The following is a 15,791-nucleotide window of genomic DNA, read 5'->3' as shown; positions in this document are numbered from 1 at the left end:
GATTTTTATGTGCTGTGAAAAGAAGCGGCCGGAAGCTTCGCTTCCGGCCGCTTCTTTTCACCACATCCTCGCAAGCGTTCGAAATGATTTATCACACTGAACATGCCGCAAGAAAGCAGGCATACATCTCGCCAACAAACACTGACGCAGTCGTCTCGTCTGAAAAAACGCTAGGTGACCTAGCGAAGCATTTATAGATGCCAGCAATTTCTGCACCTCGGCTTCGGTTAGCACATCATTCACTTGCAACACTTCATTCCACTGCATGATTGTCCGCTCCACGTTTGTCACGATCGGCCGACGTGGATACATCCGGCCACGAAACATCCGCGCTCCTAAAAAATCAATTCCCTGCTCATAGTGAGTCAGTTTAATCTTGCGCGGGTGCAGCGTAAGCGCTAATTTTTCAGAAAGAAAATATTGCACTTTGAGAATTATTTGCCTCAGCACTTCTTTATCTTGATGTACAAAAATCATATCATCGACATACCGACCACAGCGCACCCCTGGCACCAGTCGCATCGCAAAATGATCAAAGTCATTGAGATACACGTTTCCAAATAACTGTGAAGTGAGGTTACCGATCGGTAACCCGCAGCCAGGTGCCGCGTGGAATAGACTTTTCGATGATGGCAACTCGGTCCAATTACTCGTGTCCCCACACTGGATACACGCCTTGATGTGGTCGTGAAAGATTATTTTCTCCAAAAGCCACAACACTAGCTCTGTATCAAACGTTATTTCATCACGATATCGTTCGATGATGCGCGTCACTTTCTCGTACAAGATTGTGCGGTTGATTGACATAAAATACCCACTTATATCGAGCTGTAGTACGTAGCAGTCGCGCGTGTAATTGTGAGAAACAGAGCGAATAAAGTGGTCGGCGCGCTTAATACCATAACTCGTCCCCTTCCCCTTTCGACACGCATAGCTGTCGTTGGTAAACAGTCGTTCACAGAGCGGGTTGAGATAATTAAAAATGAGGTGATGTACGATACGGTCGCGGAAATCACCCGCAAATATTTCGCGCCGAACTGGCTTGGTCACAATAAAGCAGGTTGCAGGGGCAATTTTGTAACGCCGACACACAAGGTCTTCGTAAAGTTCAAACAGTCGCTCTTCGTAATTGAGTGAAAACTCCAGCGTACCTTTTGTTTTTCGCTTATGTCGCCGCGCGTCTTCGTAGGCCTTAAAAAGATCAGTAAGTAAGGGAGATGAGCTACTTAATATACGACTCAATGTTTTTACAATTTTAAAAAGTCATCAACTTCAATACTAGCCTGTTTCAATATTGCCCGCACGGTACCCTCCGCCATATCGCCAGTATGCCGAGGGATAGTAGTAAAAATATCCTGTGCTTCGTTGTACCAAATCTCATGACTTCCCTTAGCGCTCCGCCAAAATACAAAACCAAAAGAACGCAACTTTTTTGAAAGTGCACGATACGTAATACCAGAAAGCCGCCCCATACACTAGGCAGTAATAGTCATCGGATACAAGATACGCTCAGGTGATGTATGTTTTCCTTTCTGCGCCAAGAGAAGTTGTCGAGCAACATCTTCTGCAATCTCTATGGTCTTTTCAAAAGTTTTTGCTTGCACAACAAGCCCTTGCACATCTTTGCTCGTCGCTAGATAACACCCCTCTGGAAGGCGTTCGATATCAAGCATAATGTGAACTTGCTTTTTCATATTTTCAGTGTAGCAGAAATGAAAATCATTTCAAATTACCTTACTAAACACACAAAGCAAGCGCTATGCTTGCTTTGTATTACCGATGAATCCTTCACGCAGCGCACGGATAACCCGTTAGACTTGTCGTTCGCGTTCCGGTTCACTTGGGCAGTACCTGAGTTCACGTTGCGGTTCCAAGCACTGGCACCAGACTCCGAAGACGACCAGACGTTACCGTTCGTGCCGCGATTGTTGAACGACCCCGAGAAACCGTTGCCGGCGAGCTATCGTTAGGAAGCCATCACTTATCTTTCACCACTGACGGACTTATGATTGCCGCCAGCAGCAAGGGAGGGACACTCCGCAACCCTTGGCGACACCCACTTCGTGAGTGTTGCCAAGGAGGATGACTGGATTCATCATGCACTCCTGAGTGTGTCGTAACAGCACTCAGCTCTGGCTCACCTAGTATACCCTACCAGCTACCAGTGCCCGAGGACAGTCCTCGGGCGTAGGCCTTCAATACTACTTGGCCTGACTCTTTTTGAGCCAGCCGGTGAGTTGCCGACTCACTGATTCAATCTTCACATTGAGTGACACAAACTTCTCGAGCGGAAGCTGTCGCAGATCGCGGAGCAGACGCAAGAGCAAGCGAATCACTTCCACCCGCTCCCGAGCCGACTTGATATGCTCACCACGCTTTTCGATTGAACTATTTGCACGATAGATATCTATTACAAGCGCAATCATTTCAGTTTTGACACGTTCGCCAAGCGTGTACTTATATTCCCGATTGAATTCCTTGACGTATCGAAACAGCTCTTCAATGAGATCGTAGCTTTCCTTGTATACGGGCAAATTATTGGTAGTGGTCATACAAAGAGGGTGACTAAAGTTGGTATGTTAGTGACATAAGAAAATTGCGTGAAAAGAGGAAAAGAGTCCAAGAGATTAGTCCTTCACGCAGCGCACGGATAACCCGTTAGACTTGCCGTACGCGTACCGGACCACTTGGGCAGTACCTGAGAGCACGTAGCGGGACCAAGCAAAGGCACCAGACTCCGAAGACGACCAGACGTAACCGTACGTGCCGCGATTGCTGAACGACCCCGAGAAACCGAGGCCGGCGAGGTTGAAATTGAGGCCGGCGGTGCCATTTGGCTTGAGCTTCGTACCTTCGGTAGTACCGCGGTAGCCAGCAGTGGTGGTGTCATACGGGAAGTCGGTGGCGCAGGTGCTGGAGGTGCAGAGGGCTCTTTCTAGAGTAGTGAACTCATCGTGGGTGGGAATGTGCCAACCAGCCGGGCAGATGCCCTGCGCGCCTTGGGTCGAGCTGTACTGCATGGCTTCGTTCCATTGGTAGAGACCGCCATCGGGTTCGTTGGGGTTATTACTGGTGCAGTTGGCGTCAGAGTTTGAGTAGCACCATTTCTCAATAGTGGCGTTGTTGGTTTGAGCGGTGGAGGCACTAATGCGCGTACCTACCCGCATATTTTGCGCCAGCCAGCACTGGGTGCCTATTACGAGCGTGCTGTAGAGATTGCCGTCCGCGTCGGTCACGCTACCACAGGTGCGCAGGTACGCCGAGCCGCTGCTGTAAGTACGGTACACTTCAGCGGTGGACAGCGCGCGGTTGTATACTTTTACATCGTCTACCTTGCCGGCAAAGGGATTGTCGCCATCGCTTTCAGCACCAATGCGAAACGCGAGCGCCGTGGAGAGATCACCAATATTCCCAATTGTACCCGTCTTCACGGTAGTTTCGTAGGTGCCGTCAATGAACAGATTGGTGTTGTTGGCGTTATCATCATCCCATGTCACCATGAAATGATGCCAGTCGTTGTCGGTGAAGGTGCGAGTGGAAACTAAGCTATATTCATCGGTGCCGCTATTTTCTGACACTTCAAAGTAGAATTTATCGTCAGCATCGTCGATGTAGGCAATGTAGCCATCATCGGTGTTGGCGAGGCCATTACGCTTGGCGATGAGCGTGTCGTCGGTGGTATAACTCTCGCGACGAAACCAGCCCGAGAGCGTAAAGTCGGCGCTCGCGCCGAAGTCGAGCGCGGCGGTGTCGGCGACCGTCACAAAATCATCACTGCCATCAAGCGCAATACCCTGCCCAATCGCGCCGCCAGCCACCGCCGCGCCGCTCGTGAGCGTGCCCGTAGCGTAGCTGCTCGTGAGATCGTAGGCGGTGGTGCCGCTTATGTCTACGCCATCGAAGGTCCAGTGGCCAACCAGGCCATCATCGAGCGTGCTAGCTGCAGATACGATAGTGGTGGCGACTTTAACACCCTCGCCCATGGCGTAGAGCTGGGCGATTTCGTCTGGAGAGAGAATGCGGTTATACACACGAACATCGTCTATGCCGCCATTAAAGGTTACCGAAGTTCCAAGCCAGCCGCCAATATGTGCAGTATTTGCAGCATTTGAAACATAACTTCCTGACGGACCAAGCACTTCAGATACCATCACTGACTCGCCATTAATGTACATTACTGGATCATTAGTAGTAGAACTTCTGTCGTATGTTACTGCAACTTGCTGCCACACATCGTTTTGGGGTGAAACCTCCGAAATCCACCAACCATCCATAGTTGAAAAACTTGCACGCACCATCAACGAACCGCCCGACATTGACAACAACGGTGAGGAAAAGTCTTTAGTAAATAAGGTTCCAACACTCTGCGTACCGGTTGGTCTAATCCACATTACAACTGTTCTTTGTGTCAAATCATCCAAGGCAGCAGCAGAACCAACACTGACCGCCTGTCCTGAAATACCCTTATCAAACAAGACCGCCTGTCCCAAAGCGCCTGATGTTACATTGGCAGCAGCCAAATTAAGAGCATTGCCTTCGTTAGTGCTGACCACATCCTTAATCTCAGCAGTGGTCGCCGACCAATCCACATCCGGTCCATCAAAGGTCCAGTGACCGACTAAGCCATCATCGAGAGTGTTTGACACTAACGTATCAGTGGTACGAGCAAACTCAAAAGAAGCGTTGGCGGCAAAAAAAGAAAAGTAGACCAGAGCAGAGATGCCGAAGATTAAGAAGAGGAGTTTGGTTGGGGTAAGAGTTCGCACCATAATGTACATCCAAGTATACCAGATAGAAACAAACCAGCAGAAAGGCCGGCCCCGAAGGGGCCGGCCTTTCTGCTGGTTTTTCACTGATTATTCACCTGCTTCAGCGTCACCAGACATTTCTGCTCCGCCTTCAACAGAAATGTCAGCTTCCGCTTTGAGTTCAGCCAGATATTCATCAATTGCAGCTTGTTCCTTGCCAGACTGAATCTGCTGTTCTACTTGCGCCTGCACTTCTTCTAATGCCGGGAAATCAGCTGCTTCGGCACCACCAGCCTGCTCTTTTGCATTATCGTACAGCTCCTGCACTTCTTCTGCGGTCACCTCCACTGCAGCATCAGCAAAAACAGTTTCAAGCAGTGCCTGAATCATGAGTTCATCCTTGATATCATCCTGCATCTGACCCGCCTCAAGTTGCAGCTCTTGCATACGAGCAGTAAGTGCCTCGGCACCACCGATATCAGCAGTAATAGCTTCTATGCGAGCCGCCACATCTTCATCGGTTACTTCAATTCCCTTTTCGGCAGCTGCCTGACGGAGCAATGTTGTATTGATTAGTACTTCGAGTGCTTGCGCACGAACTTCAGCTTGCATCTCTGGGCTCGTGGTATCAATTCCTTGCGCCGCAGCTAGTTGTTCAAACTGATTGATGCTCACATCAAGATCAGCATTAGTGATGTCTTCACCGTTTACCGTTGCCACTACTTCAGCCGCTCGTTGCTTTTCAATCATTGAAGAAAAGATAGTGGTTGAAGAACGGCCCTCTTTTTCTAACACATACAAAACACCGAGTAATAGCACGGCTACCACGACCACCGCCGCGATGATTTTACCCATGCCAGATTTTGCTGCTGGCGCAGCTGAAGTAGCAGATTCGGTCGCTGCTACAGTTTCTGTAGTTTCGTTTTCGCTCATGTTTTCAATATTTAAATCTAAATTACCGCAGCCACACAGAGACTGAGTGAACAACGTCGTACCCAGAATAGTACACCAGGAAAAAGCCTATGACAAAGCCTCAGGGTGTTGGGATGACCAACTCGAGAGCACAATGGCCGTTGCTGCGGCAGCATTTAGTGATTCACACTGGGGATGAATCGGAATTGAAATGAGCTCATCGCACTCCTCTTTCGTCTTTTCCCGCAACCCCGACCCTTCATTACCGAGCACAAAGACTGTTGGTTTAGTAAATTTTTCAGTCGTAGTAGAAGTGGCACCATCGCCTTCGAGACCATACGTCCAAAAGCCGCTTTGCTTGAGGTCACGCAGTGCAGTATTTACATTTGGAATAGTCACGAGCGGAATCCGAAACGCCATACCAACCGATACCTTCACCACCGTGCCAGTAATTGGCGCTTGATTGTGTGGCGGGATCAGCACACCCTTTAGACCAAACGCAGCAGCGGAGCGAATCACTGCGCCAACATTATGTGGATCTTGCACCTCACCAAGCACCAAAAGCGCCGTACCTGGAGTTGCTTCCAAGGTAGACTTAAACGTCTTAAATGGAATGGTGAGCTTGCTCGGCAAAATGCCTGCCACAATCCCCTGATGCGCAGCTTTAGACGAGACGCCACGCGGCGGATTTTTTAGGTTGAGCACCCGAAGCGGTAGCTTATATTTGTCAGCCAACGCCAAAATTGACTCATCAGAAAAATCCGCCGCCGCATGAATCTCGGCAACTACATCTGGCCGCTCTCTAAGCACCTCGCGCACAGCATGCTTCCCAAAAATAAATTCCACTTCTGCTTTCATATATGTATCGCATCGTAGCAGAAGGCTCTGATAAAAGGAAGTGAGCAATGTGGCTGAAGAGGACATTGCGGAAGCCGTCTCCTAAACGGCTGAGCATAGGACTTGATCCGTGTCTGATGATGCCATATTGCTCGCTCCCTAAAATTCCAAGCAAAATGCTTCCACGCGAAATAGCTATGGTCGGCGCAACAACGAAAAAGCCAAAACTCGCAAGCTCAAACATTGGCTTTTTCTGTTTCGCCTTCCTAGCTAATCATCGCCTGTTCGCAATCCTTGAAATTTCAGCAAGCTCGGCAATTACTCGACTTTCGCCACGCTCTTCACAAACTTCACCAAGTCCTTCTGCATTTTTACCGCCAAAGACTTTTTCTTCGATTCAAACATAAGCTTCAGTGCATACTCAGTCACACTCGGCTTGACCATCCCCCACACCTCACCAAAATCCACGATGTACCCATCCGCTTTCTTAAGCTTCTTCGGCTGCAAGCTTTCGAGGTACACGCGGGTTTTTTCGAGCGCTACTTCTTTATTTTTTACCATCACCACCACATCCTCAGTTTGTTCATATTCTAGGTGTGGCGCCATCATTTCACTAAACGTCTTCCCTTCAGCTTTTACTAGCGCATACGCGTCGCACACCGCCAAAAGCGTGAGTGTCACTGAGTCGGTGAAGAAATAATCCTTGAAGTAAAAATGGCCTGAGTGCTCGGCGGCAAAAAGCACATCTTGCTTACGCATACTTTCCTTAATAAAGGCATGACCGACTTTCATCAGAACAGGCTTTCCGCCAGCGCGCTTAATCGCTTCTTCAAACGAGCGACTGGTGAGTCCGGTGTAGCCAATCTTTGCTCCTGGATTGGTTGCCAAATAGTACTCAGCGATTAGCGCACCGATAACCGCGCTATTGATATACTGGCCATTTTCATCTAAGAACGCAATGCGATCAGAGTCGCCATCAAAGGCCACACCGAAGTCATACTTTTTCTTAGCCAACTGTTCACGCAGTGGCTCCTGATGAGCCCGCAGCGTTGGGTCAGAACCGCGATTTGGAAACGCGCCATCAAGCTTTGGAAATAGCACATCAAACTTCGCCGGAAGTTTTTCCTGAAGAAGCGGCAAAAGCACCGACGACATACCATTGCCCGCATCGGTGGCAATCTTCATCCCTGCAAGCTTCTTGGCTTTGTAGCCCTTCAGCACAAACCGCTGGTAGCCCTTCAGCACATCCTTGGCGGTCACCTTACCCACCTTCTTCGCATCCACAAATTTCCCACGTTCAATGCGTTTGCGAATTTTGCCAAGCCCAGACTTTTCGGTGAGCGGAATCGCCTGCGCATGTACGAGCTTAAGTCCATTGTATTCCTTTGGACTGTGTGAGGCAGTAATCATCACTCCTGGGAGATTCATCGTCGCTGAGGCAAAGTACAGCGCTGGTGTGAACACCTGGCCAATATCTACGACCGCTGCGCCTGAGTCGGTTGCACCTTTGAGAAAGGCAGCATGAAGCTGCGGTGTCGAGAGGCGCATGTCACGCGCGACAAGCACTTTCGTATAGCCAAACTCTTCCACAAACGCTCGCGCTACAAAGTACACTAGCTCTTCATCAATTTCAGTCGGATAAATCGCTCGGATGTCAGCGTCTTTAAAGGCGCGCTTGTAGTCTGCCTGCAATTCAATACTCATATGCCTTGTAGTATAACGCAAAGCCAGTCGCACAAGCATCCTTGTACAAGCAAGATTAATTTGTTATGCTCTACAAACCACTGCTCCATTCGGAGACGAGTGGCCCGTTCCTACAAGGAGATTCAGATGAAGAAGAGCACGCACAGTCCGCCCGCTTTCGCCCCCCAAGCCGTCGAGAAGGACGACACGGCCGTCGCCAACGTGAACACCTGAACTCAACCCGGCAACCCCCGCTTCGGCGGGGGTCTTTTTTATCCCATGCATAAGTCCTGACTTTATTTTTCGCACGCTCCGATGTTTGCCGAGTTCAATCTGCACTCAGTCCCCACGGACGCTTAAAATAAAGCCAGGACTTCTGTGCCCAAAATACATTGACAAATAGCCAAAATGTATTATCATATAGATGCTTATGTAACTCGTGTGGGGCACATTAGCTACAGATGTCTGTCTAAGCGTAGCTGTCAGGTTTCTGAAAATATTATCTACCTGCACGCCCCGGAGATTAAGACACTCTCTCACTCCAACTTAACTACACAAAATTTAGATGCCAACGCAAACTTCGCGCCGTCCGTCAGGTCGACGCTCGTATTCTGGTTCAGGAAAATCTGACCGCCCCTTTAATAGTAATAACCGCCGCCCTGGCGGTGGTCGTCGTGGTGGCAGCGGCGGCGGACGCTTTTCAGATCGTCGCGGCGGAAGCCGTGGTCGTTCTGGTGGTGGCCGCAAGCAGCCAACCTTCGACCCATCTCAATTCATCAATACCAACCCGGTAGAAATGAAGGAAGAAGTATATGTGCCAAAGCACACTTTTGCTGACTTTGGACTCAATAAGAAAATCGTCGACAGCCTTACAGCACTCGGCCTCACTACCCCATCACCGATTCAAGACCAAGCGATTCCGGTCGCCCTCAAAGGCCTTGATGTAATTGGTCTGGCAGAAACCGGTACCGGTAAAACCGCTGCGTTTCTCCTCCCGCTCATTGAGCACTTGGCCAATCATAAGTCTGAACAAGCGCTGATTCTTACCCCTACTCGCGAGCTTGCGCTCCAAGTAGAGGCGGAATTTAAGAAGTTTGGTATTAGTCTCGGACTCTGGGCGACTACCTGTGTTGGCGGGACCAATATCAACCCACAGATTCGTGCCCTCCGTCGTCACAACCAATTCATCATTGGTACCCCGGGTCGTATTATCGACCTCATCGAACGCCGCGCACTTAAGATGGATAAAATCCGCAGCGTCGTTCTCGATGAAGCTGACCGCATGCTCGACATGGGATTCATCCATGACATGCGCAAGATTTTGAGCCATGTCACCGAAGACCGTCAGACACTCTTCTTCTCTGCTACGATGAATAAAGAAGCCGAAGCACTGGTAAACGACTTCATGCGTGACCCGATCACGATTTCGGTAAAGAAGAAGGATGTGACAAACAGCATCAAGCAGGATGTCGTACCATTTGAGCACGCGCATAAATTTGATACGCTCCTTGCACTTCTTGCAAAAGACGAACTTCAACGTGTGATTATCTTTGGTTCAATGAAGCACAGCGTGGAGAAGCTCTCAAAGGAGCTCACCGCCAACGGTGTCAAAGCTGAATCAATTCACGGCAACAAGAGCCATGGCCAGCGCCAGCAAGCACTCCGCACCTTCAAGAGCGGTAATGCACGTGTGCTTGTTGCTACCGATGTCGCCGCCCGCGGTATCCACGTCGACAATGTGACGCACGTGATCAACTACGACTTGCCAAACACCTTTGAAGACTACGTACACCGTATTGGTCGTACTGGTCGCGGCACCAAGCGTGGTGAAGCCCTTACCTTCGTGCCAAAGCACTAGACAAACAATTTCAAGCTTGTCATAATAATTAGACAACAGCACGCCCACCCGCGTGCTGTTGTCCTTTTAGAAAAGCGGGCGGGCCCATAGGGCCCGCCCGCTTTTCTAATCTAGATAACTCTCGAAATAAATCGCATGACACGTGTACCCACCCGGATTCTTTATTAAATAATCCTGGTGATATTCTTCTGCCGGCCAAAAACGCGTCAGTGGTTCAAGCGTTGTAACTACCGAGTCATCCCAGCGACCAGACTCATTCACCACCGCAATCATCTCTTCAGCCACTCGCTTCTCTTCTTCATTACTGTAGAAGATTGCCGAACGGTAGGAAGTTCCTTTATCGTTCCCTTGCTGATTGAGCGTAGTGGGATTATGAATCTGAAAAAAGAAATCCAGGATGTGACGATAATCCACTACCTCTGGGTCATACTCAATCTCTACCGCTTCCGCATGTCCTGGGTGCTGCTCATAGGTTGGATTTTCATTTTCTCCACCTGTGTATCCCGCTTCAGTACGCACTACACCCTTTAGGTCGCGAATCAAATCCTCGAGCCCCCAAAAACACCCACCTGCTACTACTGCTTTTTTCGTCATATTAATCCTTCAAGTGTTCTTCAAAATACTTTGTAATGAGTTCAATATCAGTTTCCTCAAGAATATGCTTCCGTGGATTATTTTTAAGCCAGGTAATTCCAGCACCAAACTCTTCTTGTGTAATACCAGCCTCACGCCCAGACTCATACAAGTCTGCCCGGAATAACTTCTCTACCTCTACTCGTTCATTCTCATCAAGCTTGCCATAGAGGCGACTCATAATTTCTTTAAATTCTACTTCCGTGACCCGTTTCGGGAGGTCGTTTCCAAATAATCCCATATCTTCCTATAGTACCAAACAAAAGCACCCCAAGGGGTGCTTTGTATTACTTCACTTCTACTATATTAGGTGGGGTATGACCGAGGAAAAATTCATTGATGTTGTAGCCAACGAGCTCTGACATCTTGCCTCGTGTTTCTTCACTAGCTGAGGCAATGTGTGGTGTCAGAACGACATTATCAAGACTCTTTAGTCCAGTAGCAAGCTTTGGTTCAAGCTCAAACACATCTAGCGCAGCGGCGCGGATGATCTTTTTCTTCAGGGCTGCTACAAGCGCCTTTTCATCAATCACCGGGCCGCGTGAAGTATTTACGAGATAGGCAGTCGGTTTCATGAGTGCGAGACGCTCGGCATTGATGAGGTGCTCAGTTTGCGGCAACAACGGCACATGGATAGACACGATATCAGACACTTTAAGAAGCTCCTCTAGGGATTCGTAATACTCGCACGCAACCTCCGCCTCGAGCGCTTCAGAACGAGCGATATCGTAGTACTTCACCTGCATTCCAAAGCCAGCTGCCATACGCCGCGCCACCCCAGAACCAATGCGACCCGCTCCGACAATACCGAGTGTTTTGCCAGCCAAGTCGCTACCGAGAAGCAGCTCTGGCGCCCAGCCCTTATACTTCCCTGCACGAGTAAAGCGATCGCCTTCCGGAATACGCTTCGTCACTGCCATAATAAAGGCAGCCGTGAATTCTGCGACGGTGTCAGTGAGCACACCAGGAGTATTAGTGACCACAATTCCAGCCTCCTGCAGACCTTTCACGTCAATATTATTAAAACCAACTGCGTAGTTAGCGACCACTTTCACCGTTGGTGCTCCTTTGAGAACATCCATAGTAATAGTGTCAGTCAGCAGACTGACTACGCCGTCGTATGGGCGCGCTGCGAGCGCTTTTTTAAGCTCCGCTTCAGTGAGCACGCCATCCTTCTCGCTCACCACCACCTCATGTCCTCCTTCGCGCATGTAGCGAAGTCCAATCTCAGGAATCCTACGAGTAACAAAGATCAATGCCATGGAACATTTCGATTACGAATATGCACCTATGATACCACGCTTGAAAAAGTTGCTAGTCTTGCACGACAACTTCTGTGCCTAAGTCTGCCCACTCGTATAATTTTTCTGCCTCTGCAGGCGAAAGATTCACACAACCGTGTGAATATGGTTTACCAAACTTATCATGCCAGTAGGCTCCATGAATTACCGCCCCCTGTTCAGTAAAATACAAATTCCATGGCACACCTGGCAAATCATATACTTGCTGGTCAACGAGCCAAGGAAGTGGACCTTGCATGTATCGACTAGGAGTCTTTTTAAAAACCGTGAAGACACCGCGGGGAGTCGGTGTTAATTCAAGTCCCGTTGAAATAGTCGTTTTCATAAACAACTCCTCTCCATCATACGCGTACAGTTTTTGCTCAGACCGATCAACAACAATGTGCTTCTTCGATATGCTCATCTGTTTGCTTATATCAATGGTCTTGTCACCTTCATCGTACAATACGCGCACAAAGTCAGCAGCAACATACCAATCACCCCGCAAACGTTCTGGGTAACGCAGCCACTCATCAAATACAATCTTGTACCACACACGCCCTTCACGCTCGACCTGTCCGCTCACTTTCAGCACCATGCCATTACGCAAACTGTGTGTCACTCCAAAATCCGTTCCTGGGCCAGATCGCACTGCCAAACAGTCTCCATCAAAATACGGACCACAACCATCAATCACTTCCACATACTGAAACCAACCTTCTTCGATTGGCACAATTGAAGTCTCGGTCGTCGTGCCGACCGGAGGCTCTAGAACCTCCCCTGCAGCGGAGGGCAGCGGTCGACGACCCTCACTGGTGCCATCTAAACGTACAATTTCACCATTTGTTTCAAAACTAACCAACGTCTGATTGGACTGGAAAAGACCAAATAACGCCAATACCACACAACCAGCCGACAATGTGACGATGATTTTATTGGCAGTTTTTTGGGAAATGGACATGTTCTACAAAAACGTACTTCTACTATACCAGGACACTGCTGTTTATAATATACTGAGCAAACCTGTGGAAAAAATGTGAATTACCGCTGCTATTACTTGTGGATATGAACACCGACTGATTGACGTATTGCTCTACCTGTCTTTTAATATTAGCAGAACTTCTCTGAGGAAGTCGGTATAAAGGAGACAACCATGAGTTCCCTACACCTGCCGGTCTCGGTCAGCCAAAAAAGTTACAATGCTTGGCAAATTCGACTTGCCAACAGCTGGCTGTTTCGATTTGTACATCTGATTGCCACACACCACACCAATCGTACCAAAGACGAGCAAATGACCTGGTGGACAACCAGCGGCCTCGCCAAATGGTTCAGCCGTGTTTTCACTACCAAATAAAACTGACACATTCTACAGACTTGCCTGTGCAAGTCTGTTTTATTAAAACAAGCGGCCACAAAGTGGCCGCTTGTTTTTACACCTTCTGAAACAGCAACCGAAGCCCATTAGCAACCACTAACAAAGTTCCTCCTTCATGCCCAATCACACCAAGCGGCAACGGCAATCCTACCGAAGCATTTACCACCACCATCAAAGCCATGATACCCACTGCAAAGTAGAGGTTTTGTTTGATGATACGATTTGCTTTCTTTGACAAAGCGTGAGTGTGTGCCAGCTTCTCAAGATCATCTGAAAGCAACGCCACGTCAGCCGCTTCAATCGCCACATCGCTACCACCCACTCCCATGGCGATACCAACGTGTGCAGTGGTAAGTGCAGCCGCATCATTAACCCCATCACCCACAAACGCCACTTGCTTCTCTTTAGCCAATTCTTCCACCAATCGCACTTTATCTTCCGGTAGAAGGCCGCCCTTCATCACCTCTTTTGACAGCCCGAGCCTTTCCGCCACAGAGTCTGCTACACGTTGTGTATCACCGGTCAGTACCACAAAATCTTCTATGCCATGACGCTTTAACTCTGCAAGCGCAACTTTCGCACTTTCACGGACCGCGTCAGCAATCGCAAAGGCGCCAATAATTTCCTTGTCTGTTCCCACGAGCACAGTAGTATTCCCCGCTTCTTCAAGCGAAGCTAACTTCTCTTCCGTCTTTTCGTCCATCTTCGCACCACGCATTTCTGCCAATGGACGGTTGCCAGCCCAGTATGACACGCCGTCTACCATTGCCACAATACCGCGTCCAGGAACCGCTTCAGTATTTGACGCATGCGGAATGCTGAGCTTATGTTCCTTGGCGTACACCACGACACTCTTTGCGAGCGGATGGTCTGAGTGTGCTTCAAGAGCAGCGCCAATTAGCACCACTTCCTCTTCAGTCTTACCTGCAAACGGAATCACTTCGGTTACCCTCATCTTTCCTTCAGTCAAGGTACCCGTCTTATCAAACGCAACTGTCTTGATTCCACCAAAACTCTCCAGCGCAGCGCCACCCTTAAAGAGAACACCCGCTCGCGCTGAGGCCGCGATTGCAGACAAGACCGCTGCCGGCACACTAATTACAATTGCACAAGGACTCGCAACCACGAGCATAGTTGCCGCGCGATAGAGCGCCTCGTCCATACCTAATCCAAAGAGGAGAAACAGACCAAATGCCGACACGCTACCAATCAGTACAAAAACGGTGTACTTTTCACCAAACCACTCACTAAAGCGCTCGCTTGGTGAACGTTTTTCTTGGGCTTCGGTAACCATTTCAATCATACGTGAAATAGTTGACTGTTCGGCGGTCTTGGTAACTTCAATAGTCAGTACTGCATTTTGATTGACCGTACCACCAAACACTTCATCGTCTGGCTGCTTATCAACTGGCACCGATTCACCCGTCACTGAAGACTGATCTACTGCACCAACTCCAGACACCACCACACCATCAATCGGCATACGTTCACCAGGACGCACCACTACCTTCTGCCCAATTGAAAGCTCTTCCACACGCACACGTGTAGTCGAACCGTCTTCATTCAGCACATTGGCTTCGTCCGGTCGCAGCTGCATAAGTGCAGCCACTGCGCGCTTAGTATTGCCCATCGCGTACCCTTCGAGAGTACCTGCTAAGCTAAAAAGAAAAAGTAAAATTGCGCCATCACGCGCCTCACCGACTCCAGCCGCCGCGAGTGCCGCCAGCACCATCAATAAATCAATGTCAATTGATTTATTGAACAACTCTTCAATTGCCCCTTTAGCAGCTGGTAAACCACCTGCTAAAAAAGCAATAACATACGCTCCACCCCACCACACCGTTGATGCGCCTGTGAGCTCAAAATACACTCCTGCCAGCAAACCAACTAGAGTCACTGTGGTTAAAATGACCCCTAGCCGTAATTCTTTTCGTTCTTCTTCGATTTCAGCGAAGACTTTTTCAGCTACTGTACTCATAACTTCATGATAACGCAAAATAAGGTGTAAAACAAAGGCCGGCGCGCTTTGCGCGCCGGCCTTTGTTTTACACCTATACCTACTGAAGACAACTCCGAGCCTTAAAGAGATCAGTCGCTGTCGGAGCTGCACCTGCCTTAATCTCCGCGACTCGCGACACTCCAAGCGCTGCCTCAAAGCAAGCTTCCTGCTCTGACGAAATGTTGCTTGGCACAGTGGCCGGATTAATACCAAAACTCTCCAGCGCAGCCTCCTGGCTTGGTGAGAGTGCCGGGTTTTTATCAACCACAGCACTTGAAGTGGCCACCAAATTAGTGGTGGCTTCAGCGGCAATTGGTGCTACCGATGCTCCGTCCGTAAAAAGCGGTTTAAGATTAAACGGGTCAACGACATAAAGGTACACCGAGAACAAAATCAGTACAAAGAAAATGACACCCAATGCCATAAAAAAGATTGAGAAAAGCTTTTTCATATGTACAGTATTACG

The 15,791-nt window shown here is 49.1% G+C and carries 16 protein-coding genes; 1 reads left to right on the top strand and 15 read right to left on the bottom strand.

Annotation, left to right across the window (positions count from 1 at the left end):
- Positions 1-57: 57 nt before the first annotated feature.
- The 8 genes from H6780_03115 to H6780_03080 all read right to left on the bottom strand — a co-directional run bounded on the left by H6780_03115 (position 58) and on the right by H6780_03080 (position 8,201).
- Complete coding sequence (locus tag H6780_03115; GenBank protein ID USN88460.1) at positions 58-1,242, bottom strand: hypothetical protein; 1,185 nt, start codon at positions 1,240-1,242, stop codon at positions 58-60.
- Positions 1,243-1,247: 5 nt separating this feature from the next.
- Positions 1,248-1,472, bottom strand: a complete 225-nt coding sequence (locus H6780_03110; GenBank protein USN88459.1) for a type II toxin-antitoxin system HicA family toxin — start codon at positions 1,470-1,472, stop codon at positions 1,248-1,250.
- Between the two features lie 3 nt (positions 1,473-1,475).
- Complete coding sequence (locus H6780_03105) at positions 1,476-1,694, bottom strand: DUF1902 domain-containing protein (GenBank protein ID USN88458.1); 219 nt, start codon at positions 1,692-1,694, stop codon at positions 1,476-1,478.
- A 507-nt stretch (positions 1,695-2,201) separates the two neighbouring features.
- On the bottom strand, positions 2,202-2,552 hold the full coding sequence (locus H6780_03100) for a four helix bundle protein (protein ID USN88457.1): 351 nt from the start codon (positions 2,550-2,552) through the stop codon (positions 2,202-2,204).
- 75 nt (positions 2,553-2,627) lie between these two features.
- Positions 2,628-4,778 (bottom strand): hypothetical protein, encoded by a 2,151-nt coding sequence (locus H6780_03095; GenBank protein USN88456.1) that lies wholly within the window; start codon positions 4,776-4,778, stop codon positions 2,628-2,630.
- 78 nt (positions 4,779-4,856) lie between these two features.
- On the bottom strand, positions 4,857-5,681 hold the full coding sequence (locus tag H6780_03090) for a SurA N-terminal domain-containing protein (GenBank protein ID USN88455.1): 825 nt from the start codon (positions 5,679-5,681) through the stop codon (positions 4,857-4,859).
- Between the two features lie 87 nt (positions 5,682-5,768).
- Positions 5,769-6,518, bottom strand: coding sequence for a 23S rRNA (guanosine(2251)-2'-O)-methyltransferase RlmB (gene rlmB / locus H6780_03085; GenBank protein USN88454.1), 750 nt, complete (start codon positions 6,516-6,518; stop codon positions 5,769-5,771).
- A 297-nt stretch (positions 6,519-6,815) separates the two neighbouring features.
- Positions 6,816-8,201: a hypothetical protein gene (locus H6780_03080; protein USN88453.1), complete on the bottom strand. Its 1,386-nt coding sequence runs from the start codon at positions 8,199-8,201 to the stop codon at positions 6,816-6,818.
- Positions 8,202-8,745: 544 nt separating this feature from the next.
- Between H6780_03080 and H6780_03075 the strand changes: the two genes are divergently transcribed.
- On the top strand, positions 8,746-10,038 hold the full coding sequence (locus tag H6780_03075; protein ID USN88452.1) for a DEAD/DEAH box helicase: 1,293 nt from the start codon (positions 8,746-8,748) through the stop codon (positions 10,036-10,038).
- Between the two features lie 105 nt (positions 10,039-10,143).
- Here H6780_03075 and msrA read toward each other — a convergent pair whose 3' ends face one another.
- The 7 genes from msrA to H6780_03040 all read right to left on the bottom strand — a co-directional run bounded on the left by msrA (position 10,144) and on the right by H6780_03040 (position 15,776).
- Positions 10,144-10,632, bottom strand: coding sequence for a peptide-methionine (S)-S-oxide reductase MsrA (gene msrA / locus H6780_03070; protein ID USN88451.1), 489 nt, complete (start codon positions 10,630-10,632; stop codon positions 10,144-10,146).
- 1 nt (position 10,633) lies between these two features.
- Entirely contained in the window at positions 10,634-10,912 is a 279-nt protein-coding gene (locus H6780_03065; GenBank protein USN88450.1) for a hypothetical protein, read from the bottom strand.
- 46 nt (positions 10,913-10,958) lie between these two features.
- A complete protein-coding gene (locus tag H6780_03060; GenBank protein USN88449.1) occupies positions 10,959-11,933 on the bottom strand; it encodes a D-glycerate dehydrogenase in 975 nt (324 codons plus the stop codon).
- A gap of 52 nt (positions 11,934-11,985) precedes the next feature.
- Positions 11,986-12,912 (bottom strand): L,D-transpeptidase family protein, encoded by a 927-nt coding sequence (locus tag H6780_03055; protein ID USN88448.1) that lies wholly within the window; start codon positions 12,910-12,912, stop codon positions 11,986-11,988.
- Positions 12,913-13,113: 201 nt separating this feature from the next.
- Positions 13,114-13,314: a hypothetical protein gene (locus tag H6780_03050; protein ID USN88447.1), complete on the bottom strand. Its 201-nt coding sequence runs from the start codon at positions 13,312-13,314 to the stop codon at positions 13,114-13,116.
- Between the two features lie 67 nt (positions 13,315-13,381).
- Positions 13,382-15,304, bottom strand: a complete 1,923-nt coding sequence (gene cadA, locus H6780_03045; protein USN88446.1) for a cadmium-translocating P-type ATPase — start codon at positions 15,302-15,304, stop codon at positions 13,382-13,384.
- Between the two features lie 79 nt (positions 15,305-15,383).
- Positions 15,384-15,776 (bottom strand): hypothetical protein, encoded by a 393-nt coding sequence (locus H6780_03040; protein ID USN88445.1) that lies wholly within the window; start codon positions 15,774-15,776, stop codon positions 15,384-15,386.
- Positions 15,777-15,791 lie beyond the last annotated feature (15 nt).

The organism is Candidatus Nomurabacteria bacterium (assembly GCA_023898565.1).
GTDB lineage: Bacteria > Patescibacteriota > Minisyncoccia > Phycocordibacterales > UBA918 > OLB19.
Note: the sequence above shows the minus strand (reverse complement) of the source record. Positions and strands in the feature narration are given on the sequence as shown.